The organism is Pseudomonas spirodelae (assembly GCF_034653255.1).
GTDB classification, from domain to species: domain Bacteria; phylum Pseudomonadota; class Gammaproteobacteria; order Pseudomonadales; family Pseudomonadaceae; genus Aquipseudomonas; species Aquipseudomonas spirodelae.
In genome coordinates, this window is record NZ_JAYEET010000023.1 from 30733 (window position 1) to 52047 (window position 21315).

Sequence of the window (21315 nt, forward strand, 5' to 3'; positions counted from 1 at the left end):
GCTTGATCTGTAGCGTCCGTCAGCGTGGCGTGGGCCTAGCCGGTCAGAGTTTGATCTCGACGTAGGCTTCATCACGGATCTGGCGCAACCAGGCTTGCAGCTCTTCATCGTACTTGCGGTTACGCAGCACGGTCAGGGCTTGCTGCTCGCGGAACTCGGCGCTGCTGTCAGTGGCGCGGCGGCCCATGACTTCGAGTACGTGCCAGCCGTAGGGGCTCTTGAAGGGCTTGGACAATTCGCCAGCGGGCGTGTTGTTCATCACCTCGCGGAACTCGGGCACCAAGACGCTCGGGTCGATCCAGCTCAATGTGCCGCCGTTTAGCGCTGAGCCTGGGTCTTCAGAGAAGTTCTTCGCCAGTTCGGCAAAGTCTTCGCCGGCCAGGATGCGCTGATGCAGGCGCTCGACCAAGCGTTTGGTCTCGGCTTCACTGCGGATCTCGCTGGGCTTGATCAGGATATGACGCACATTGACTTCGTCACGCACCTGGCTGTCGCCGCCACGTTTTTCCAGCAGCTTGATCATGATAAAGCCGCCGGGTGTGCGCATCGGCTCAGTCGCTTGGCCAACCGGCAAGGCGCTCAGCATGGTGTCAAACGGTGGAGGCAGTTGACCTGCCTTGCGCCAGCCCATTTCGCCGCCTTCAAGCGCGGTTTCACTGGCCGAGTTGGCAATAGCTAGCTGGGCGAAGTCGGCACCCTGTTGCAGCTGTTGATACAGGTCGCGGGCTTTACGCTCAGCGGCCTGTATCTCCTCAGGGGAGGCGCCTTCTGTCACCGGGATCAGGATGTTGGCCAGACGGAACTCTTCCGACAGCTGCATCTTGCCCAGATCGGACGCGAGGAAGTTCTGCACTTCCTGATCGGTCACTTGGATGCGCTCTGCCACGCGGCGTTGGCGCACGCGGCTGATGATCATCTCGCGGCGCACTTGGTCACGCGCATCGGTGTAGGACAGGCCGTCTTTCGCCAAGGCTGCGCGGAATTGCTCGATGCTCATGCCGTTGCGCTGGGCAATGGTGCCGATGGCCTGGTTCAGTTCTTCGTCAGTAATGCGAATGCCTGAACGCTCACCAATCTGCAGCTGGATGTTCTCGATGATCAGGCGCTCCAGCACCTGTTGGCTGAGTACGCTTGCGGGCGGCACCGAGGCACCGCGTTGGGCGATGGTCTGCTGCACTTCACGCAGGCGTGCATCGAGTTGGCTTTGCATGACGACATCGTTATCGACAATCGCTACAACGCGGTTGAGTGGTTGTACTTCAGCCTGTGCCGCAGTACCCAGAAACAGCGCGCCCAACAGCAGCGGGCGCATGCAATCAGAAAGCTTGATCTTCACGTTCACGATAACCTTGAATGCCTTGGTCGAGGAAAGACTCCACTTTATTGCCGACTACACCGCCCAGACCTTTGAGAACGATCTGCAGGAAGATGCCGCGGTCAGCCTGGTCGTTTAGCGACGGGTTCAGGCTGACTTCGTCGTAGTCGATCCAGTAGCGGTTGATCAGTCGCAGTTTCCAGCAGCAGCTGTCGTACTCGAAGCCGGCAAAGGCTTCCAGGGTGCGGTCGCGGCCGTAGTCATACTGCCAACGGGAGATCACGTTCCACTGCGGCACGATCGGCCAGATAACCGAGAAATCGTGCTGGCTGATCTTGTAGTAGTCCTTGATGTATTCGGGTGAGCCAACTGTGCCGTAGTCTCCGCCGCCGACTACCCAGTTACCACTGGCTTCGTCAAAGCGCACAGTGTCATTACGGTAGCGATAACCGGCGTTAACCACCTTGTTCGGGTTGTCTTCTGGCTGGTAGTGGAACATCGCGCTGCCGGAGCGGGTGCTGTGGCTGTCTGGATCCCAGTTGAAATCCGACGAGAAGCGCCAGTCGCGGTTAAAGCGATAGAGGTACTCGAGCGCATAAGGCGATACTGAGGCTGTCGCGTCAGCGCGAGTACGGTAGTCAATGCCTGGCAGCTGTACCTGGCGGTCTTCAAAGTAGAAGGCCTGGCCAATGCTGAAACGCTGGCGTTCAAAACCGTTGCTCTCAATCAAGCGGCTGGTGATGCCCAGCGACAGCTTGTTCTCATCGCCGATGCGGTCCTTGCCAGAGAAGCGGTTTTCACGCCATAGCGAGGAATAGCTAAAGGTACTTTCACCCGTGTCGAAAACCGGGATATCAGTTTGATCTTCTTCCGGTACGTAGAGGTAGAAGGCGCGCGGCTCCAGTGTTTGGCGGAACTGGGTGCCGAACAGCTGAGTGTTGCGGTCGAAGTACAGGCCGCTGTCCAGGCTGAACATGCCGACGCCACGGTTCTGGTTGCTCTTGTAGTTTTGCTCTGCAAGGAAGCTACCTGCCTGAGCGTTGGCAATATCAGCTTTGCCCTGAGAGTCCAGACTCAAATTGTATTGGGTCTGCAGGTATTTGAACTGTGGCTTGATATAGCCCCAGCTCCAGTTCAACGGCAGGCTAATGCCCGGTTCAACATGTAAGCGCTCGCCGTTGGCGCGCGCCAGACCTTTCAGTCGGGTGTCATACCAAGGTGTGCCGACTGTGCCGTTGGCGTTGAGCGGGCCACCGTCTTCATCAATAAAGTTGCCTTTGCGCAGGCTGCGGTCAAAGCGTACGTATTCCGTGCCGTAACTGAAGTTAACCCCGGCAGGTTTAAATGGCAGTACGCCATCCAGAGTCAGTTGCGGCAGGCGATTATAGGGGGTGATGTCGGTGATGTTGGCCAGCTCGTAAGCGTGCGCGTTCAGCCGTGCGGTATAGCCTTCACCGCGATAAGTCAGGGTGCCGCGTTGGTTGACGTAGGTGTCGATGCCAATGCCCAGGTCTGTACTCAGGTCCTGGAAGTAGTACGGGTCGCTGATGTCGGTGTAATCGACTTCGGCCAGCAGGCGATCATTGAGCCCCTGCTTGTGCTGCCAGCTGTACATCCAGCGTTGGTCTTCCGCGTCGGACTGCAGTTTGCGGTCGTCATTGCTGTCTTGCAGGAAGGCGCCGCCGACTTGACCTTCGCTGTTCTTGGTCAGGTAGCGGAATTCGCCTTCCATCAACAAGCCGCGATCAGCCATATAGGTCGGGTACAGCGTGGCGTCGTAGTTCGGCGCCAGGTTGAAGTAATACGGTGTTTGCAGTGTCAGGCCATTACCGCTTGAGCTGCCGATGCTCGGCGGCAGGAAGCCGGACTGACGACGGTCATCAATTGGGAAGTAAATATACGGTGTGTAGAACACCGGAATATTCTTCACCCGCAGGGTCACATTAGTCGCGGTGCCGAAGCCGGTGGCCGGGTTTAGGGTGATGTTATTACCCTTTAAGTGCCAGGCGTTGCTACCGGGTTCGCAGCTGGTATAGGTGCCGTCTTTGAGGCGGATAATCGCGCTTTCTTCACGCTTGGCGTAGAGCGCATTACCGCGGATATGGCTCTTGTGCAGGACATATTCGGCGTTGTCGACTTTGGCTTCGCCGTTGTCCAGCTGCAGCTCGGCGCGATCACCGACCACCAGCATGCCCTGATCACGCAGGCGCACGTTGCCGATCAGTTCGCCGCGGTTCTCTGCCTGGCGCAGGTTGGCTTCATCTGCTTCTACCTGCATGCCGGCCTGGCGCAGCACCACATCGCCCGCGAGGGTGGCGACCTGTTCTTCCTGCTCATAGCGCGAGGCTTTGGCCGAGAGGAACATCGGCGCTTCATTCATCGGCGTTTGGTCATTCATGCCCGGCCGAATCGGCTCGACATACGCGCCTGCGCAGTAAGGGCCGGTTTCAGCCAGCTGGGCGGCGCTGAGGTTTTCACGCGGCACCCAATCGAGGTGGCTGTAGTCGGCGCTGCGTGATGCCAGAACCTTGCCGCGGCTTTCGGTAACCAATGTCGCTTGCGCCGCTTTAGCCTGGGCGGGTTCGGCTGTGCCGTCGGCGGCCTTGCTACTGGCGAGCGAATCACGTTGTACTGGTCGGGCTGGCAGTGCAGCATTGCTGGCTTTCGGGGCGCATGCCCAGCCGCCGCTGGCGGAAACCTGGCAATCGTACTGTTCGGCAGCAACGGCAAATGGAATGGCCACGGGTTGAAGCGCCAGGAGGCTGCTAGTAACCAAGAGTGGGAATTTTTTACGAAACGCGGGGTATTTTACTGCCATCTTATTTTATCCGGGCTTCCTGCGCGCCAATGGCCCTGAGGCCGCACGCCTCTCGATGGGCTTGAAAAGATGCTGGATAATAAAGCATGACCCGCGCAACGGCTAGCGCCGTCGGAGACCTTGTAATGCCTGATGAAGATGTACGCCTAAAACTCCTCGGAAACTGGCTGGAGCCGCTGCTGCCAGCGCTTTTTGCTAAGCAGGGCTGGGGCGCCGTACCCGCTGCCACGCTGACGCCTGCGAGCAGTGATGCCAGTTTTCGCCGTTATTTCCGTTGGCAAGGTGGGGCACGGACACTGATCGTGATGGACGCGCCGCCGCCGTTGGAGGATTGCCGGCCTTTCGTCAAGGTCGCGCAGTTACTGGCTGAGGCCCACCTCAATGTGCCGCAGATTCTTGCGGCAGACCTTGAGCGTGGCTTTCTCCTGCTCAACGATTTAGGTCGGCAGACCTACCTGGATGTCATTAATGAAGACAATGCGGATGCGTTGTTTGTCGATGCGATGCATGCACTGCTGGCGTTTCAGCAGCTGCCGATGACCACGCCATTGCCCAGCTACGACGACGCGCTGCTGCGTCGCGAGCTGCAGCTATTCCCCGAGTGGTATGTACAGCGGCATCTTGAGGTTGAGTTCACCCCAGCGCAGCAGGCGGCTTGGCAGCGTGTGAGTCAGCTGTTAATCGACAGCGCCTTGGCGCAGCCCAAGGTGCTGGTGCATCGCGACTATATGCCGCGCAACTTGATGCTCGGTGAGCCGAACCCCGGCGTGCTGGATTTTCAGGATGCGGTCTACGGCCCGGTAACGTATGACATTACCTGTTTGTTCAAGGATGCGTTCCTCAGCTGGCCCGAGGCGCGCGTACAAAGCTGGCTGGAGCAATATTGGCTGCAGGCGCGTGAAGCGGGTGTGCCGGTGCAGCCGTTGCTGGAAGACTTTTTGCGCGCCAGCGATTTGATGGGGGTGCAGCGTCATCTCAAGGTGATTGGCATCTTCGCGCGCATTTGCCACCGCGATGGTAAGCCCAAGTACCTGGGGGACGTGCCGCGCTTCTTCTCTTATATAGAAGCGGTATTGGCGCGCCGGCCGGAGTTGGCTGAGCTGGGTGAGTTGTTGGTCAGCCTGCAGCGGGCGCCGGCATGAAGGCGATGATTCTTGCTGCAGGCAAGGGCGAGCGGTTGCGCCCATTGACCCTGCACACGCCCAAGCCATTGGTACGCGCGGCAGGTGTGCCGCTGATTGAGTATCACCTGCGCGCTCTGGCGGCGGCCGGTTTTACCGAGGTGGTGATCAATCACGCCTGGCTCGGTCAGCAGATTGAGGATTATCTGGGTGATGGTTCGCGCTTCGGCGTCAGCATCGCCTATTCCGCAGAAGCCGAACCGCTGGAAACCGGTGGCGGGATTTTCAAGGCCCTGCCATTGCTGGGTGATCAGCCTTTTGCACTGATCAATGGCGATATTTTTACCGACTACCCCTTTGCCGAGCTGCGCCGTCCCTTGGTGGGTTTGGCCCATCTGGTGCTGGTGGCGAACCCTGACCATCACGCGGGCGGTGATTTTTGCCTGCGAGCTGGACGGGTCAGCGATGCGCAGGTCGCCCAGAAAAGTTTGACCTACAGCGGCATAGCGGTCTTGTCGCCGGCGTTGTTTGCCAGCTGTCAGCCTGGCGCCTTCAAGCTTGCGCCTTTGCTGCGTGCGGCGATGGCGGCAGGGCAAGTCAGCGGTGAGCAATTTACTGGCTGCTGGGTGGATGTCGGCACCCATGAGCGGCTGGCGGAAGTTGAGCGTCTACTTGAGGCGCGCCACTAAGATGCTCTGGCCTGCGACCCTGCTGGGAGCGGTTGTCGGGTTGGCAGTCGCGAGTATTCCGGGTGCCCTGCTGGGCGGTTTGTTGGGGCAGGTGCTGGATCGACGTTTGCGCCTGCAATCCTGGTCTGCCTTGCGTGAGCGTTTGGGGGGGCGTGCGCAAACGGGTGATGAGTGGCTGCTGTTTGTTTTGTTGGGGCGTTTGGCCAAAAGTGGTGGGCGTGTGCTGCCAGCCCATATTCAGCAGGCGCGGGCAGAAATGCAGCGTCTCGGGCTGAGCAGCGACAGTCAGCGTCAGGCGGTTGCGGCATTCGCCCGGGGCAAGACCGGACGTGACAGTCTGCGCGGCCCGTTACGCCGCCAGCATGAACATGCAGAGATGCTGCTGCGTGCTTGCTGGCGTATGGCGTGGGTGGATGGTCAGGTCGGTCAGGCTGAGCGTGAACTGATCATGCTGTGGGGAAAGTGGTTGCACGTATCGTCGGCTACCCAGGCGCAGTTCAGTGACGCCTATGCGCCTCAGCAGGTGCATCTGGCTTCGACCGCCAGTGGTGCCTATCAGCGTGCACTGAGTCTGTTAAATGTCAGTGCCGACTCCGAGCCTGCGCGCATAAAACAGGCGTACCGGCGCTTACTTAGTCGCCATCACCCCGACAAGCTGGCGGGCAGTAACGCCTCGCCAGAACGTGTCCGTGAGGCGACCGAGCGAACCCGTGAGTTGCATCAGGCCTATGACCTGATTCGTCAGCGTCATGGCTTCCGTTAGGGCTATTTGGCCTGCAGCTTGAGCGTTAGCCAGCCGCGGATACGCCGGTAGAGTTGTTCCTGCTCGGCTTCGCGATTGCCTGGTAGGGCTTTCATTGCGACCTGTGTATAGCCGCTCTGCTTTTGCCGCTTGCTGGCTTGCGAGCGTTTGAGCGCGGCAGTGCGATCGGCGGGCAGGTCCTTGTAATAAAAGTCGCCGGTGGCCAGCGGAAGTTGCGGGATCAACTCATCCAGTGGCGGTGTGTAGCCGGCCGGCAACGCTGCGGCGACCATTAACAGGTTGTGAATATTGCCTGGCTTGCGTTCGGCCAGGTAACGCGCGGCCCAGTAAGCGCCGCTGCCGTGCCCAAGCAGGACGATGGTCTTGGCTTGCTGCTGTTCGGCAAAGCCGATGGCCGATTCGATGCGCGCCAGCACTCGGTCGGCATGGGCTTGCTGCTGTTCTTCGATGTTTTTCGCTTTGCTCGCCGCGGTTTCGGCGCTGTCGAGCGAGTTGTCGCGGGTGTCTGTGCGGGGGGCATCTGCGGGTGTGTTGGCTTCCTCGCTTGCCGCCGTTGCCGGATCGGCTTCGACCGGGGTTTCATTCGCGGCTTGCGTTTGCGTTTGCGTTTGCGTTTGCGGTGCTGGGCTGCGCAGCGGCGGTGTATCGCCGTTTGGGTCGGGCAAGGTCAGGCTAAGGCTGTGCCAGCCAGCATCGGGCAGCTTGTGGCGTAAGGGGCCAACACTTTGCGGCCAGTCGGCCGTTTCAGCGTCGCCCGGCAAGATGATGACCACGCCGCTGGATTCTGCGGTGTTTGCGGGTAACCAAAGCGCGAGAAAGCGTTCATCGCCTGCCTGCAGATGCTGTTGTTCCTGCGGTTCCAACTGCTGTGCAAGTGCAGTCGCTTCCATTTCGCTGCGCTCGGCCAGGGGGGGGCGCACGGGTTCGGTTGCTTCGGCCGCGGTGTCAGTTGAGGCTGTGTTTGCGGCGGCCTGCTCTTCGGCATGCAGCGGGCCGGTTAATAGCAGCAGGCTCAGAGCAGATGCGGCGGCGCGCGGAAACATGGGGCTCTCCAGAATGTGTCGTATGCGCCCAGCCTAGCCTTTTCAGTTCTGCTTTGTCAGGTGTCGCTGAGTGCGCCAGGCCGGCGATGGGGCTGGTACAATGCGCGCCATCCGTGAATACCCCCGAGGTGCGTTATGCAACCCTTCGCCATTGCTCCGTCGATCCTTTCCGCTGACTTCGCTCGCCTGGGTGAGGAAGTGGACAAGGTACTCGCCGCCGGGGCTGACATCGTGCACTTCGATGTGATGGACAACCACTATGTGCCGAACCTGACGATTGGCCCGATGGTCTGCGCTGCGCTGCGCAAGTACGGCATCACCGCACCGATTGATGCACACCTGATGGTCAAACCCGTGGATCGCATCATTGGTGACTTTATTGAGGCAGGCGCGAGCTACATCACGTTCCACCCGGAGGCGTCCGAGCATATCGACCGCTCCCTGCAGCTGATCCGCGAGGGTGGCTGCAAGGCAGGCTTAGTGTTCAACCCCGCCACGCCGCTGGATGTGCTCAAGCACGTGATGGACAAAGTCGACATGGTCCTGTTGATGAGCGTTAACCCCGGTTTCGGTGGGCAGAAGTTTATCCCTCATACCCTGGAAAAGCTCAAAGAGGCGCGCGCGCTTATTGATGCGTCCGGGCGCGACATTCGCCTGGAAATCGACGGTGGGGTCAATGTGCAGAATATCCGTGAAATCGCTGCCGCCGGTGCCGACACCTTCGTAGCAGGTTCAGCCATCTTCAATCAGCCCGACTACAAAGCGGTGATCGACGCCATGCGCGCTGAACTGGCGCTGGCGCGCGGATGAGTCTGCTGCGCGAGCTGTTTCAAGGTGAGTTGCCGCGCCTGGTGATGTTTGACCTGGACGGCACCCTGGTCGATTCGGTGCCGGACCTGGCCGCAGCGGTTGATAAGACCTTGCTCGTGTTGGGGCAGCCAGCGGCGGGTTTAGAGCAGGTGCGTAATTGGGTGGGTAATGGCGCGCGGGTTTTAGTGCGCCGCGCCCTGGCGGGTAGCCTTGAACACGCCGAGATCGATGACGCGGACGCTGAGCAGGCGCTGCAGCTGTTTATGCAGTACTACGCCGAAAGCCATACGCTGACTCAAGTCTACCCTGGCGTGCGGCAAACCCTGGACTGGTTGCGCGAGCAGCAGGTCGAGCTGGCGATAGTGACGAACAAGCCTGAGCAGTTTATCGCGCCCTTGCTGGATGAGAAGGGCTTGGGTGGCTATTTCCGCTGGATCATCGGTGGCGATACCCTGCCTCAGCAGAAGCCTGACCCCGCAGCATTGTTGCATGTAATGCAGCTGGCGCGGGTTGACGCCGACCAGGCGTTGTTTGTTGGCGACTCACGCAACGATGTGCTGGCGGCTCGCGCGGCGGGGGTGCGGTGTGTGGCGCTGAGTTATGGCTACAACCATGGTCGGCCGATTGCTGAGGAGAACCCCGCGCAGGTGCTGGATAACTTGGCAGGCTTGTTGTGCTCGGCCGAGTCAGCGCTTTTGCCGGGCCTTGCGGGTTGATTCGGCTCTAGCCCTGCGCTAGTGTGACCGCACTCCTATCCCGCCTGAATTAAGAGAGTTTCGTGGTGGTTACCTGCACGCGTTGGTCGGCAAGCGCCGATATGAAAATCATCAAGGCCCTGGCCCGTTGGCGCTGGCGCCTCTGACCTGATCTTGGCCGCCCAGTCGGCACGCTTGCACACGACCGAATTACCTCAAGCCACGAGGCTGATCATGACCCGCGAAGAATTCCTGCGTTTAGCCGCTGCCGGCTATAACCGTATTCCTGTTGCCTGCGAAACCCTGGTGGATTTCGACACGCCACTGTCCATCTATTTGAAGCTGGCTGACGAAGCCAACACCTACTTGCTCGAGTCCGTGCAGGGCGGTGAGAAGTGGGGGCGTTACTCCATTATCGGCCTGCCGGCGCGTACCGTGCTGCGTGCCTATGAGCACGATGTAACGGTCAGCGTCGATGGTGTGGAGGTTGAACGCCATCACTGCGAAGACCCGCTGGCCTTTGTCGAGCAATTCAAAGATCGCTACAAGGTACCGACCCTGCCGGGCCTGCCACGCTTTAACGGCGGGTTGGTCGGTTACTTCGGCTATGACAGCGTGCGTTATGTCGAGCCCAAGCTGGCCAAGGGCGTGAACCCGGATGCTCTGGGCACCCCGGATATTCTGCTGATGGTGTCCGATGCCGTGGTGGTGTTCGACAACCTTGCCGGCAAGATGCACGCCATTGTGCTGGTTGACCCATCTGATGCCGATGCGTTGGAACAGGGGCAGGCGCGCTTGCAGGAAATTCTGCACAAGTTGCGTCAGCCGATCACTCCGCGCTTGGGTGTCGACTTGGCTGCGCCTGCCGCAGCTGATCCAGACTTCGTTTCCAGTTTCAAACGCGATGATTACGAGCACGCGGTTAAGGCAATCAAGGATTACATCCTCGCGGGCGACTGCATGCAGGTGGTGATTTCGCAGCGCATGTCGATTCCCTTCAAGGCGGCGCCGATTGATTTGTACCGCGCGCTGCGGTGTATCAACCCGACGCCTTATATGTACTTTTTTAACTTCGGCGACTTCCATGTGGTCGGCAGTTCGCCGGAAGTGCTGGTGCGCCTGGAAGATGGCTTGGTCACCGTGCGCCCGATTGCCGGCACCCGTCCGCGTGGCGCCAATGAAGAAGCCGATCTGGCCTTGGAAGAAGACCTGCTCTCTGATGCCAAAGAAGTCGCCGAGCACCTGATGCTGATTGACCTGGGCCGCAATGATGTTGGTCGGGTGGCCAGCACCGGTAGCGTCAAGCTCACCGAGAAGATGGTGATCGAGCGTTATTCCAACGTGATGCACATTGTTTCCAATGTTACCGGTCAATTGAAGGAAGGTCTGACCGCGATGGACGCCCTGCGCGCCATCCTGCCGGCGGGCACCTTGTCCGGCGCACCGAAGATCCGCGCCATGGAAATCATTGATGAACTAGAGCCGGTCAAACGTGGTGTTTATGGCGGTGCCGTGGGTTACCTGGCCTGGAACGGTAATATGGACACCGCCATCGCCATTCGTACCGCGGTGATCAAAAACGGTGAGCTGCATGTACAGGCCGGCGCCGGCATTGTGGCCGACTCAGTGCCCGCGCTGGAGTGGGAGGAAACGCTGAACAAGCGTCGCGCCATGTTCCGTGCTGTGGCGCTCGCCGAGCAAACCGTCACTGACCCGTCCACGCGCTGAGGAGTCCTGCCATGCTGCTGATGATCGATAACTACGACTCCTTTACCTACAACGTGGTGCAATACCTGGGCGAGTTGGGTGCCGATGTTCAGGTTATTCGCAACGACGAGCTGTCGATTGCCGAGATCGAAGCGCTGCAGCCTGAGCGCATCGTGGTGTCGCCCGGCCCGTGCACGCCGACCGAGGCGGGGGTGTCCATCGAGGCCATCCTGCATTTTGCCGGCAAACTGCCAATTCTCGGTGTGTGCCTCGGCCACCAGAGTATTGGCCAGGCGTTTGGCGGCGATGTGGTGCGCGCACGCCAGGTGATGCACGGCAAAACCAGCCCGGTCTTTCATTGTGATCTGGGTGTGTTTGCCGGCTTGAACAACCCATTGACGGTCACCCGTTACCACTCGCTGGTGGTCAAGCGCGAAACCCTTCCGGACTGCCTGGAAGTGACGGCCTGGACTCAGCATGAAGACGGTTCGGTGGATGAAATCATGGGCCTGCGCCACAAGACGCTGCATATCGAGGGTGTGCAATTCCACCCCGAGTCGATTCTCACCGAGCAGGGCCATGAACTGTTCGCTAACTTCCTCAAACAACAAGGAGGCCTGCGCTGATGAATATCAAGGAAGCCCTCAATCGAGTGGTCAATCAGCTCGACCTTAGCACCGAAGAAATGCAGGACGTCATGCGCGAGATCATGACCGGTCAGTGCACGGATGCACAGATTGGCGCATTCCTGATGGGCATGCGTATGAAAAGCGAGACCATCGACGAGATCGTCGGTGCGGTCTCGGTCATGCGTGAGCTGGCCAGCCATGTGCACCTGCAGACCCTCGACCATGTGGTGGATGTGGTGGGTACTGGCGGCGATGGCGCCAATATCTTCAACGTGTCGACGGCTTCAAGCTTTGTGGTCGCCGCAGCCGGCGGCAAGGTCGCCAAACATGGCAACCGTGCGGTGTCGGGCAAGAGCGGCAGTGCCGATCTGCTTGAGGCCGCGGGTATTTACCTGCAGCTGACGCCCGAGCAAGTGGCGCGGTGTATCGACAGCGTGGGTGTCGGCTTTATGTTCGCCCAAGTGCACCATTCGGCGATGAAGTACGCCGCCGTGCCGCGTCGAGAGCTGGGTCTGCGCACCCTCTTTAATATGCTCGGCCCGTTGACCAACCCGGCTGGAGTCAAGCATCAAGTGGTTGGCGTATTCAGTCAGGCACTGTGCCGACCACTGGCCGAGGTGCTCAAGCGCCTGGGCAGTCAGCATATTTTGGTGGTGCACTCGCGCGACGGTCTGGATGAATTCAGCTTGGCGGCTGCGACCCATGTGGCCGAGTTGAAGGATGGGGTGATCAGCGAGTATGAAGTGCTGCCGGAAGACCTCGGCCTAAAGAGCCAGAGCCTGATCGGGTTGGCCGTGGAAAGTCCGGAGGCTTCGTTAGCGCTGATCCGTGACGCGCTAAGCAAGCGTAAAACTGACGCCGGGCAAAAGGCCGCGGACATGATCGCGCTGAATGCCGGTGCGGCGTTGTATGCGGCAGATCTGGCGACTAGCCTGAAAGAAGGTGTAGCGCTGGCTCACGATGCTTTGCACACAGGGTTGGCCTGGGAGAAGTTGCAGGAGTTGGTGTCCTTTACCGCCGTATTCAACGAGGAGAATGCCGGGTGAGTATTCCAACTGTTCTGGAGAAGATTCTTGCGCGCAAGGCTGAGGAAGTGGCCGCCCGTCGCGCCATCATCAGTCTCGCCGAGCTTGAGCAGCAGGCGCGCAGCGCCGATCCGGTGCGTGGCTTTGCCCGGGCCCTGATCGAACAGGCCAAGCGCAAACAGCCGGCGGTGATCGCCGAAATCAAGAAAGCGTCGCCGAGCAAGGGCGTGCTGCGCGAGCATTTCGTGCCGACGGAGCTTGCGCAGAGTTATCAGGCTGGTGGTGCTACTTGCCTGTCGGTGCTGACGGATATCGATTTCTTCCAGGGTGCCGATCGTTACTTGCAAGAAGCCCGCTCGGCCTGCTCACTGCCGGTGATCCGCAAAGACTTTATGATCGACCCGTACCAGATCGTCGAGGCGCGCGCGCTCGGTGCCGATTGCGTGCTGCTGATCGTTTCTGCCCTGGAAGATGCGCAGATGGCCGAGCTGGCCGCCACGGCCAAAGCCTTTGATTTGGATGTGCTGGTGGAAGTGCATGACGGCGATGAGTTGGAGCGTGCGCTGAAAACGCTGGATACGCCACTGGTGGGCATTAACAACCGTAACCTGCACACCTTCGAACTTAACTTAGAGACCACCCTTGATCTGCTGCCACGGATTCCGCGTGACCGCTTGGTGGTGACTGAGAGCGGTATTCTCAATCGCGCTGATGTCGAGTTGATGGAGATCAGCGAGGTCTATGCCTTCCTGGTGGGCGAGGCGTTTATGCGCGCCGACAATCCTGGGGTTGAGCTGGAGCGCTTGTTCTTCCCTGAGCGCAAGCGGGTGGTCACTTCGCCTGACGTGGATTGATTCACCAAGCCACAAAAAAGCCGACGCATGTGTCGGCTTTTTTGTTGGCGTTTGCAGGCTCAGCGGGTGCCGAAGACCACCATGGTCTTGCCCTTGACGTTGACCAGCCCTTGTTCTTCCAAGGCCTTGAGTACACGCCCGACCATCTCCCGCGAGCAGCCGACAATACGGCCGATTTCCTGGCGGGTAATCTTGATCTGCATGCCGTCAGGGTGCGTCATGGCGTCGGGCTGTTTGCACAGGTCCAACAGGGTGCGTGCTACGCGGCCAGTGACATCAAGAAAAGCCAGGTCGCCTACTTTACGCGTGGTGTTGCGTAGGCGTTCGGCCATCTGGCTGCCCAGTGCATACAGAATGTCGGGGTCTTGCTGGGTGAGTTCGCGGAACTTGGCGTAGCTCAGCTCCGCGACTTCGCACTCAGTCTTGGCGCGCACCCAGGCGCTGCGTTCTTTTTCGGTGCCGTCCTTTTCGAACAGGCCCATTTCACCAAAGAAGTCGCCGGAGTTGAGGTAAGCGATGATCATTTCTCGACCATCATCGTCTTCGATCAGAATAGTGACCGACCCTTTGACGATGAAGAACAGCGTTTCGCAGCGATCACCTGCATAGATGATGGTGCTTTTGGCGGTGTAGCGACGACGGTGGCAATGCGCGAGAAGCTTGTCGAGATTTTTTATTTTAGGTGTGAGGGTAATAGCAACCATGCCCGAATCCCGAATTTATAAGAGTAAGCCGTTGTTTGGCTGGCGTTTCTAATAATAGTTATCTGCACAAGTGTGCCAGTAATCAGGCGCCATCTTAACAAACACCCTTATAACAGATGTGGATTTGCGACCTGGCTAACAGTTAAGCGCGGAACTTCAGCGCAAGTGGAGCATGCCAGCTTGGCAAAAGTGCTGTGCTAAGCTGCGTTCCTTTTTAACAGCGGAGCCTGGGCAATGAAAGCGCGGATTCAGTGGGCCGGCGAAGCCCTGTTTATTGGTGAGTCGGGTAGCGGCCATGCAGTGGTCATGGACGGTCCGCCTGAGAGCGGTGGACGTAACCTGGGTGTGCGGCCGATGGAGATGCTGCTGATCGGTCTGGGCGGCTGCAGTAACTTTGATGTCGTCAGCATCCTGAAAAAATCGCGCCAGGCGGTAGAAAGCTGCGAGGCGTTTCTGGAGGCTGAGCGCGCCACGGAAGAGCCCAAGGTGTTTACCAAGATCCATCTGCATTTTGTGGTCAAGGGCCGCGGCTTGAAAGAGGCGCAGGTCAAGCGTGCGGTCGAACTCTCGGCTGAGAAGTACTGCTCGGCGTCGATCATGCTGGGGCGTGGTGGCGTCGAGATCACGCATGATTACGAAATTATCGAACTGGCTGAATAAGCTGTCGCGCGATTGCCGTGATAGGAAAAGGGCACCGAGGTGCCCTTTTTTGTGCCGCTGATTTAGCGTTATACGCGGTACGTGGTGCTGGTCATAACCTTGGCCAGCAGGCTCATGCCGAACTTCACCGGCGCGGGGAAGCGCAGGCCGCCCGCATCGAGGGCGTTGCACGCATGCTGTTCTTCATCAATACGCATCTGCTCGAGAATCGCCCGGGACTTCTGGTCGTCTTGGGGGATTTGCTGCAGGTGCTCATCGAGGTGTTTGACCACTTGATCTTCGGTGGCCGCCACAAAACCCAGGCTGACTTTGTCACTGATCAGTCCAGCCGCCGCGCCGACGCCAAAAGACAGGCCGTAGAACAGCGGGTTAAGAATGCTGGGCTGGCTGCTGAGTTGGCGGATGCGTTGTTCGCACCAGGCTAAATGGTCGATTTCTTCATCGGCGGCATGCTCCATGGCCTGGCGCACCTGTGGCAGCTTGGCGGTCAGGGCCTGACCCTGATACAGCGCCTGGGCGCACACCTCACCGGTGTGGTTGATGCGCATCAGGCCGGCAATATGCTGGGTCTGCGCGTCATCCAGCTCAGCTTCTGGCTGCACGATGGCCGGTGACGGTCGAGTGGGCTGACCACTGAAGGGCAGCAGGGTGCGCAGCGCGGCATCGGCTTGCAGTAACAGGCGATCAACAGGTGAAAATTGACGTTCGCTGGCCATTGGGACCTCCGGCGATGACTACGGCGGTCAGTTTACTCCAAACCATGCGGAGGGTCTGTTGACGTTTCGTCGCAGCCGTTGCGTCGCCTCAACAAGGCGGATGCGTGTCTTTAAGGCAGCTCGCGCAGCACGCGAAACCCCAGGGCATAGTTCGTATGCTGCGGCTGCTTCATGTCGCGCTGGCTGCTGTGGAGGTAGCTGGGGCCACTGTTCCACGCACCACCGCGCACCGTCCGCGGGCTGTTGTCGAGTAACCCTGCGGCGACTCGCTCGCTACCGTCGAAAGGGCTGACAAACCGCGAGGCCGTCCATTCCCAGACATTACCCGCGGTGTCGTGCAAGCCAAAGGCATTGGCGTTGAACTGGCCGATGAACGCGCTCTTATTCTGGATCAGGCGTGAGGTGGCGCAGCCACGGCAATGCGCGCGCGGCTGCGTTTCCGGGCTGTCGAGCTGTTCGCCCCACCAGTAATAGCTATCAGTCCCCGCACGTGCGGCATATTCCCATTCGGCTTCAGTGGGCAGTCGATAACGCTGCCCGGTGACCTTGGATAACCATTGGCAGTAGGCCACGGCCTGATACCAGGAGACGTTGATCACCGGCCGCTGTGCCGATAAGCCCCAGCCTTCGTTATCCGGCATCAGCGTGGCGGTGGCCGCGGCGTACTGCTGCCAGTCGGCAAAGCTGACCTCGTAGCGACCCATAGCAAACGGGCGGTTGATTTCAATGGGCGTCAGTGGCCGTTCATTATGATTACCGCGACCGCTGTGATCGCCCAGCACGTAATGCCCGGCCGGCAGCACAATCAGTGACGGCCCCTGCTTGTTTTCGCCTAGAGGGTCGCTGAATACATGGCCTGGTGTTTGCGCTTGCGCCGGAGCACTGCTCAACAGGCCGAGCAGCATCAGCGTCGCCAGGTACTGGCGCTTCAACCCGGCGGCCATGCCAGCTGCCGTTGACCCAGTACGTGCATATGAATGTGATAGACGGTTTGGCCACCCAGCTCGTTGCAGTTCATCACCACTCGGAAGCCGTCATCGCAGCCTTGCTCTTTGGCTAGGCGCTGGGCCGTGATGAGGATGTGCCCCGCCAATGCGGTATCGGCTTCGTTCAGGTCATTGAGGGTGCGGATATGTTTTTTCGGGATGACCAGGAAATGCACCGGCGCTTGTGGGCCAATATCGTGGAAGGCAATCACCTGATCATCTTCATAAAGCTTGCGCGCCGGTATTTCACCAGCGACGATCTTGCAGAACAGACAGTCCATGGACGGTCTCCTGGCCGCTAAAAAGAGGCCCGAGTTTAGTGGACAAGGAGTGCGGGTGAAAAACGATATTCACGACCTGGGGCTGGTGCTGGATTCCAAAACCAAGCTGGTGCTGATTGAGTCCTGGGACGAGGTACGGGTTCTGGAAACCCTGACCAGTCTGGCGGTTCGCCGCGGCCTCGGTTTGCAGGTGTGGTCGGTGACCGAGGGGCTGCAGCGCCTGGGTTTTTCTGTTCAAGAGCCCGTCGACAGCGCCACCACGGAGCCGGAAGCTGCGCTGCGCCTGATCAAGGCGGATCCGCAACCGACGCTGTATGTGATGTGTGACCTGCATCCGTTTCTCGACGACAACCCCAAGCTGGTGCGACTGCTCAAGGAAATCGCCATGAGCGAGCTGCCCAGCAAGCCGACGCTGGTGCTGGTGTCCCACGCTTGCCGGTTGCCGCCGGAGGTGCAGCGTTACGCCTCGCGCTTCAGCCTGTCGCTGCCGTCTGAAGAAGAGTTACTGGCCATCGTGCGCGACGAAGCCACTGGCTGGAGCGCCCGCAATCGCAATGCCCGCGTGCGCACCGATAACCGCACCTTGCAGCAGGTGGTGAAGAACCTGCGTGGCCTCAGCCATGCCGAGGCCCGTGCGCTGGCGCGTAATGTGATCTGTGATGACGGTGCGATTACCCAGGAAGATTTGCCGGAGCTGAATAAGACCAAGTTCCAGTTGCTTGACCTCGATGGTGTGTTGAGTTTCGAGTACGACACGGCACGTTTCGCCGAGGTGGGCGGGCTTGGCAACCTCAAACGCTGGCTGGGTGAGCGGCAGAGCATCTTCCTTGAGGGTAAAGGCGTTGATCTGCCGAAGGGCGTGCTGCTGGTCGGTGTGCAGGGCGGCGGCAAAAGCCTGGCCGCCAAGGCGATCGCCGGTCTCTGGGGCTTGCCTTTGTTGCGCCTGGACTTTGCCTGCCTATACAACAAGTTCTTCGGTGAGACCGAACGTAACCTGCGCGAAGCCTTGAAGCTGGCCGAACAGATGTCGCCGTGTGTGCTGTGGATCGACGAGATTGAAAAGGGTTTGGCCAGCGGTGACCACGATGGCGGCGTCAGCCAGCGTGTGCTTGGTACTCTCCTGACCTGGATGGCCGAGCGCAAGGCGCCGGTATTTATGGTGGCCACCGCCAACGTTATCTCGCGATTGCCGCCAGAGTTGCTGCGCAAGGGGCGGTTTGATGAGCTGTTCTTTGTCGACCTGCCGGATGCGCCCGTGCGTGGCGAAATCTTCCGTATTCATCTGCTGCGCCGCGAGTTGGATCCGGCGAGCTTTGATTTGGCTGAGCTGGCGGCGATTTCTGAAGGGTTTTCCGGTGCAGAGATTGAACAGGCAGTAGTGAGTGCCCTGTATGCCGCGCAAGCGCAGCAGCAGCCGGTTGCCCAAGCGGTGTTGCTGCAAAGCATTCAGACCACCGCGCCGCTTTCAGTGGTCATGGCCGAGGATCTTGCAGCCCTTCGCGCCTGGGCGGATGGGCGCACGGTGAGTGCGGGGTAGGAGATTAGAGCGGTTTGCCGAACTGACGATTCAAGCGTGCACTGATCCGCCTAACCAGCCAGCGTGGCCCCAGGCGTGAGCTGAGGGCGAGCAAGCGGTTGCGCCAGCCAGGGATGATGATCGCGCGATTTTTATCCAGCGCCCTGACGGTGATGAGTGCGACTTCTTCGGCGCTCATCATCAACGTGCCGCTCTGTAAGGCTGTGGCATCCACGCTCGCGTTGCGGAAAAACGCGCTGCGGGTCGGGCCCGGACACAGCACGGAAACCTTGACGCCGTAGGGCTTGAGTTCCTCGCGCAGGCCTTCAGAGAAGTGCAGCACATAGGCTTTGCTTGCGTAGTAGTTGCTCATGCCCGGGCCCGGTTGAAAGCCGGCCACCGAAGCCACGTTGAGAATTTGCCCGCTGCCTTGGCCGGCCATGACGGTGCCAATGGCGTGACAGAGGCGGGCGAGGGCGAGGACGTTCAGCTCGATCAACGCCTGCTCGCGCGCCCAGTCCTGGGCGACATAGACGCCACACGTGCCAATGCCGGCGTTATTCACCAGCAGGTCGATATGCAGTTGGTTTTCTTCCAGTTCATGCAACAAGCCGCTGACGCGCAGTGGTTTGCTCAAATCGCAGGTACGAAACAGCACCTCCACTGAGAAACGCTGGGTCAGCTCGCTGGCGATACTTTCCAGGGCATCACGCTGGCGTGCTACCAGAATCAGATTACGCCCTCTCCGGGCCAGGGCTTCGGCAAGTGCCAGGCCAATGCCACTGGAGGCTCCAGTGATAAGCGCGTAACGGCTCATAGGTTCTCCGTGAAGGAGCCTTGCGGCTCCATGCACTGGCTAAGGTGGTGATGGGTTAAAGGTTGGCGCCGGTCAAAAAAGCCAGCGAAGGCAGCGCAATCGCCAGAATAATACCCAGCGCTATCGCAGCCAGCCACAAGCCGGCCAACACTTTAACGGCGGTGCTGTTCGGCGGTGGCGGTGGGCCGAAGCGGTTGGCTTCGGTGCTGCCGGGAATAACAAACATCAGCAGAGAAAACACTCCGCCGATCACGGGCACCAGGGTGACCAGCAGCAGCCAGCCAGTCCAGCCGATGTCATGCAGGCGCTGCACGCCGAACATGATACCGACTACCGCTACCGCGATCCCCACCACGACCATCAAGAGACCGCCGAGGATCTCCGAGACAGCAAAGAACCCGGCCGCGATACCGAACAACGGCAGGCACGCCAGCATCAGCACCATCGTCCATGCTAGGTAACGTAAGCGGCCGATTCGCCCGTCGGTGGTAAAGGTATTCAGCTCGCCGAACGCTGGCAGCGTTTCGCCCAGTGCTGCCTTGGGTGTGGCGTAAGGAGTGGCGACTGTGCTGGTCACTTGCGGTGTGTTTTCCGCGAGCTGGGCCTGGCGAGCCATGAATTTCTCGATAACGATGCCGCAGGCTGAGCACTCGATGCCTTTGGCTTGTGGATGAGCGCATTTGGGACAAATCATCTGGGCGTCGCTGGCAGGTTCACTGCCTTGCCCGCGGTGGTCGTCGGTGTCCACTAGGCTCAGGCTGGCAGCCAAGTCCGGCTCTTTGCGTACCTTTGCCCCGGCACCCTGCAGGGCTTTGAGGTACTGGTCGGCCTCGTTTTCGCTGAGATCACGTTTGATCTCGACTGTGCCGCCTTTAAACAGCGAGTTGATTCGGGTGTGGTCGCTCTTGAACAACCGTGCGAGATTCTCCTTGGCGGTTTCCATGCTTATGTCAGGCATCAACTCGCCGTTGAACACAATCTTGAAGCGGGCTTGGGTCATGTCGGCGTCCTTGTCGGTGCCTGAGTGGATTCGCGTGTCAGACTATCTGCCGCGCAGGCCAGTGAACAAGCCACTTTGCACGTAAATGTGTGTTTGTTTACGCCCCATGTCGCCATGCTGGGCCTCGCATGGCGGCGTAGGTTACTTGTGCGGATTCGCGCGCGCCTTGAGGGTCAGTTGGCTGACTTAAGAGCGTTATCGTGGCCAGCGCTGTTGCAGTTGCAGGCTGTGCTTGAGTGCCTCGCGGTATTCGCGGTCGAGGCGGCTGATCAATTGCTCGACACTGGGCAGATCGCTGATGTTGCCAACGCCCTGGCCGGCCGACCACACGGTTTTCCAAGCCTTGGCTTCTTCATCCATGGGCTTGAGCTTCTCGCCATAGTTGATTTCGCCTTTGCTCTGCAGCTGCTTGAGATCGTAGCCGGCCAGTTCCAGGCTTTGGCGCATAAAGCTCGCGGGTACTCCGGAAACGGCCGGGGTGTGAATGATGTCGGCGGCTTTGGCGTCGAGGATCATCTGCTTATAGGCGTCGGAGGCGGCGTTTTCCTGGGTGGCGATCAAGCGTGTGCCGAGGTAGGCGAGGTCGGCGCCAAGCAATTGGGCCGCCAGCACTTCGTGGCCCTGATTAAGGCAGCCGGCCAGCAGCAGAGTTTTGTCGAAGAACTGGCGAATTTCGGCGATCAGTGCGAACGGGCTCCAGGTCCCGGCATGCCCACCGGCGCCGGCGGCCACCGCGATCAAACCATCGACGCCGGCTTCGGCGGCTTTCTCGGCATGCCGGCGTGTGGTCACGTCATGGAACACCAGGCCGCCGTAGCTGTGCACCGCATCCACCACTTCTTTTACCGCGCCGAGGCTGGTGATCACGATGGGTACGCGCTGCTCGACGCAGATCGCCAAGTCTGCCTGTAGGCGTGGGTTACTGCCATGCACGATCAAGTTGACCGCATAGGGTGCCGCTTTAACGTCCAGACCTGCTTCGATTTCCTCTAGCCAGTCTTTGAAACCGCTGCTCTCGCGCTGGTTCAGCGCCGGAAAGCTGCCGACAATACCGTTGTTGCAACAGGCCAGAACCAGTTGCGGATTAGAGACCAGAAACATCGGCGCTGCGACGACGGGAAGGCGCAGGCGTTGTTCGAGCAGGGCCGGAAGCGACATGCAGAAAT

21 protein-coding genes are annotated in these 21315 nt (G+C 59.7%); 11 read left to right on the plus strand and 10 right to left on the minus strand.

Going from position 1 to position 21315, the window contains the following annotated elements:
* Window positions 1-43: 43 nt before the first annotated feature.
* Together SOP97_RS07300 and SOP97_RS07305 are read right to left on the minus strand one after the other, a co-directional pair.
* Window positions 44-1336 (minus strand): peptidylprolyl isomerase, encoded by a 1293-nt coding sequence (locus SOP97_RS07300; protein WP_322948787.1) that lies wholly within the window; start codon window positions 1334-1336, stop codon window positions 44-46.
* Window positions 1317-4133: an LPS-assembly protein LptD gene (locus SOP97_RS07305; RefSeq protein ID WP_322948788.1), complete on the minus strand. Its 2817-nt coding sequence runs from the start codon at window positions 4131-4133 to the stop codon at window positions 1317-1319. Before SOP97_RS07305 ends, SOP97_RS07300 begins: the two co-directional genes overlap by 20 nt.
* 125 nt (window positions 4134-4258) lie before the next feature.
* Between SOP97_RS07305 and SOP97_RS07310 the strand changes: the two genes are divergently transcribed.
* From SOP97_RS07310 to SOP97_RS07320, 3 genes are read left to right on the plus strand one after another with little or no spacing between them, the layout of a single operon-like run.
* Window positions 4259-5275 carry an aminoglycoside phosphotransferase family protein gene (locus tag SOP97_RS07310; RefSeq protein ID WP_322948789.1) on the plus strand — a complete coding sequence of 339 codons (1017 nt, stop codon included), beginning with the start codon at window positions 4259-4261 and terminating at the stop codon, window positions 5273-5275.
* Window positions 5272-5943, plus strand: a complete 672-nt coding sequence (murU, locus tag SOP97_RS07315) for an N-acetylmuramate alpha-1-phosphate uridylyltransferase MurU (RefSeq protein WP_322948790.1) — start codon at window positions 5272-5274, stop codon at window positions 5941-5943. Before SOP97_RS07310 ends, murU begins: the two co-directional genes overlap by 4 nt.
* Before the next feature lies 1 nt (window position 5944).
* A complete protein-coding gene (locus SOP97_RS07320; RefSeq protein ID WP_322948791.1) occupies window positions 5945-6706 on the plus strand; it encodes a DnaJ domain-containing protein in 762 nt (253 codons plus the stop codon).
* Between the two features lie 2 nt (window positions 6707-6708).
* Here the strand turns inward: SOP97_RS07320 and SOP97_RS07325 are convergent, their stop codons facing one another.
* Window positions 6709-7749: an alpha/beta hydrolase family protein gene (locus tag SOP97_RS07325; RefSeq protein WP_322948792.1), complete on the minus strand. Its 1041-nt coding sequence runs from the start codon at window positions 7747-7749 to the stop codon at window positions 6709-6711.
* Between the two features lie 135 nt (window positions 7750-7884).
* On the opposite strand from SOP97_RS07325, the gene rpe reads away from it, so the two are divergent.
* From rpe to trpC, 6 genes are all read left to right on the plus strand, one after another.
* Window positions 7885-8559: a ribulose-phosphate 3-epimerase gene (gene rpe / locus SOP97_RS07330; RefSeq protein WP_274089039.1), complete on the plus strand. Its 675-nt coding sequence runs from the start codon at window positions 7885-7887 to the stop codon at window positions 8557-8559.
* Window positions 8556-9275 (plus strand): phosphoglycolate phosphatase, encoded by a 720-nt coding sequence (locus SOP97_RS07335; protein WP_322948793.1) that lies wholly within the window; start codon window positions 8556-8558, stop codon window positions 9273-9275. The genes rpe and SOP97_RS07335 overlap by 4 nt, the downstream gene beginning before the upstream one ends.
* A 213-nt stretch (window positions 9276-9488) precedes the next feature.
* A complete protein-coding gene (gene trpE / locus SOP97_RS07340; protein WP_322948794.1) occupies window positions 9489-10982 on the plus strand; it encodes an anthranilate synthase component I in 1494 nt (497 codons plus the stop codon).
* 11 nt (window positions 10983-10993) lie between these two features.
* Window positions 10994-11587, plus strand: coding sequence for an aminodeoxychorismate/anthranilate synthase component II (locus tag SOP97_RS07345; protein WP_322948795.1), 594 nt, complete (start codon window positions 10994-10996; stop codon window positions 11585-11587).
* On the plus strand, window positions 11587-12636 hold the full coding sequence (gene trpD, locus SOP97_RS07350; protein ID WP_274089035.1) for an anthranilate phosphoribosyltransferase: 1050 nt from the start codon (window positions 11587-11589) through the stop codon (window positions 12634-12636). The genes SOP97_RS07345 and trpD overlap by 1 nt, the downstream gene beginning before the upstream one ends.
* Window positions 12633-13469 carry an indole-3-glycerol phosphate synthase TrpC gene (gene trpC, locus SOP97_RS07355; protein WP_322948796.1) on the plus strand — a complete coding sequence of 279 codons (837 nt, stop codon included), beginning with the start codon at window positions 12633-12635 and terminating at the stop codon, window positions 13467-13469. The genes trpD and trpC overlap by 4 nt, the downstream gene beginning before the upstream one ends.
* A gap of 59 nt (window positions 13470-13528) precedes the next feature.
* Here the strand turns inward: trpC and crp are convergent, their stop codons facing one another.
* A complete protein-coding gene (crp, locus tag SOP97_RS07360) occupies window positions 13529-14173 on the minus strand; it encodes a cAMP-activated global transcriptional regulator CRP (RefSeq protein ID WP_136664372.1) in 645 nt (214 codons plus the stop codon).
* A gap of 234 nt (window positions 14174-14407) precedes the next feature.
* Between crp and SOP97_RS07365 the strand changes: the two genes are divergently transcribed.
* Window positions 14408-14833: an OsmC family protein gene (locus SOP97_RS07365; RefSeq protein WP_090243951.1), complete on the plus strand. Its 426-nt coding sequence runs from the start codon at window positions 14408-14410 to the stop codon at window positions 14831-14833.
* 68 nt (window positions 14834-14901) lie between these two features.
* Here the strand turns inward: SOP97_RS07365 and coq7 are convergent, their stop codons facing one another.
* From coq7 to SOP97_RS07380, 3 genes are all read right to left on the minus strand, one after another.
* A complete protein-coding gene (gene coq7 / locus SOP97_RS07370; protein ID WP_322948797.1) occupies window positions 14902-15549 on the minus strand; it encodes a 2-polyprenyl-3-methyl-6-methoxy-1,4-benzoquinone monooxygenase in 648 nt (215 codons plus the stop codon).
* A 110-nt stretch (window positions 15550-15659) separates the two neighbouring features.
* Entirely contained in the window at window positions 15660-16493 is an 834-nt protein-coding gene (locus SOP97_RS07375; protein WP_322948798.1) for a formylglycine-generating enzyme family protein, read from the minus strand.
* The gene (locus tag SOP97_RS07380; protein ID WP_274089031.1) at window positions 16478-16816 is read right to left on the minus strand and encodes a histidine triad nucleotide-binding protein; all 339 of its coding nucleotides are present in this window, start codon (window positions 16814-16816) and stop codon (window positions 16478-16480) included. The genes SOP97_RS07375 and SOP97_RS07380 overlap by 16 nt, the downstream gene beginning before the upstream one ends.
* A gap of 55 nt (window positions 16817-16871) precedes the next feature.
* Between SOP97_RS07380 and SOP97_RS07385 the strand changes: the two genes are divergently transcribed.
* Window positions 16872-18353 (plus strand): AAA family ATPase, encoded by a 1482-nt coding sequence (locus SOP97_RS07385; RefSeq protein ID WP_274089030.1) that lies wholly within the window; start codon window positions 16872-16874, stop codon window positions 18351-18353.
* Between the two features lie 4 nt (window positions 18354-18357).
* Here SOP97_RS07385 and SOP97_RS07390 read toward each other — a convergent pair whose 3' ends face one another.
* The 3 genes from SOP97_RS07390 to SOP97_RS07400 form a co-directional block, all read right to left on the minus strand.
* Window positions 18358-19149, minus strand: coding sequence for an SDR family NAD(P)-dependent oxidoreductase (locus SOP97_RS07390; RefSeq protein ID WP_274089029.1), 792 nt, complete (start codon window positions 19147-19149; stop codon window positions 18358-18360).
* A gap of 55 nt (window positions 19150-19204) precedes the next feature.
* Complete coding sequence (locus SOP97_RS07395; RefSeq protein WP_274089028.1) at window positions 19205-20149, minus strand: DUF805 domain-containing protein; 945 nt, start codon at window positions 20147-20149, stop codon at window positions 19205-19207.
* A 195-nt stretch (window positions 20150-20344) separates the two neighbouring features.
* Window positions 20345-21307 carry an NAD(P)H-dependent flavin oxidoreductase gene (locus tag SOP97_RS07400; protein WP_274089027.1) on the minus strand — a complete coding sequence of 321 codons (963 nt, stop codon included), beginning with the start codon at window positions 21305-21307 and terminating at the stop codon, window positions 20345-20347.
* Between the last annotated feature and the right edge of the window lie 8 nt (window positions 21308-21315).

What these genes read in the sequence shown, in the direction of transcription:
- trpD (WP_274089035.1), top strand. Translation starts at nt 11,587, where the DNA reads ATGAATATCAAGGAAGCCCTCAATCGAGTGGTCAATCAGCTCGACCTT.
- SOP97_RS07380 (WP_274089031.1), bottom strand. Translation starts at nt 16,816, where the DNA reads ATGGACTGTCTGTTCTGCAAGATCGTCGCTGGTGAAATACCGGCGCGC.
- SOP97_RS07305 (WP_322948788.1), bottom strand. Translation starts at nt 4,133, where the DNA reads ATGGCAGTAAAATACCCCGCGTTTCGTAAAAAATTCCCACTCTTGGTT.
- SOP97_RS07395 (WP_274089028.1), bottom strand. Translation starts at nt 20,149, where the DNA reads ATGACCCAAGCCCGCTTCAAGATTGTGTTCAACGGCGAGTTGATGCCT.
- SOP97_RS07400 (WP_274089027.1), bottom strand. Translation starts at nt 21,307, where the DNA reads ATGTCGCTTCCGGCCCTGCTCGAACAACGCCTGCGCCTTCCCGTCGTC.
- SOP97_RS07325 (WP_322948792.1), bottom strand. Translation starts at nt 7,749, where the DNA reads ATGTTTCCGCGCGCCGCCGCATCTGCTCTGAGCCTGCTGCTATTAACC.
- trpE (WP_322948794.1), top strand. Translation starts at nt 9,489, where the DNA reads ATGACCCGCGAAGAATTCCTGCGTTTAGCCGCTGCCGGCTATAACCGT.
- SOP97_RS07345 (WP_322948795.1), top strand. Translation starts at nt 10,994, where the DNA reads ATGCTGCTGATGATCGATAACTACGACTCCTTTACCTACAACGTGGTG.
- crp (WP_136664372.1), bottom strand. Translation starts at nt 14,173, where the DNA reads ATGGTTGCTATTACCCTCACACCTAAAATAAAAAATCTCGACAAGCTT.
- SOP97_RS07365 (WP_090243951.1), top strand. Translation starts at nt 14,408, where the DNA reads ATGAAAGCGCGGATTCAGTGGGCCGGCGAAGCCCTGTTTATTGGTGAG.
- SOP97_RS07335 (WP_322948793.1), top strand. Translation starts at nt 8,556, where the DNA reads ATGAGTCTGCTGCGCGAGCTGTTTCAAGGTGAGTTGCCGCGCCTGGTG.
- coq7 (WP_322948797.1), bottom strand. Translation starts at nt 15,549, where the DNA reads ATGGCCAGCGAACGTCAATTTTCACCTGTTGATCGCCTGTTACTGCAA.
- SOP97_RS07375 (WP_322948798.1), bottom strand. Translation starts at nt 16,493, where the DNA reads ATGGCCGCCGGGTTGAAGCGCCAGTACCTGGCGACGCTGATGCTGCTC.
- SOP97_RS07390 (WP_274089029.1), bottom strand. Translation starts at nt 19,149, where the DNA reads ATGAGCCGTTACGCGCTTATCACTGGAGCCTCCAGTGGCATTGGCCTG.
- murU (WP_322948790.1), top strand. Translation starts at nt 5,272, where the DNA reads ATGAAGGCGATGATTCTTGCTGCAGGCAAGGGCGAGCGGTTGCGCCCA.
- SOP97_RS07310 (WP_322948789.1), top strand. Translation starts at nt 4,259, where the DNA reads ATGCCTGATGAAGATGTACGCCTAAAACTCCTCGGAAACTGGCTGGAG.
- rpe (WP_274089039.1), top strand. Translation starts at nt 7,885, where the DNA reads ATGCAACCCTTCGCCATTGCTCCGTCGATCCTTTCCGCTGACTTCGCT.
- SOP97_RS07320 (WP_322948791.1), top strand. Translation starts at nt 5,945, where the DNA reads ATGCTCTGGCCTGCGACCCTGCTGGGAGCGGTTGTCGGGTTGGCAGTC.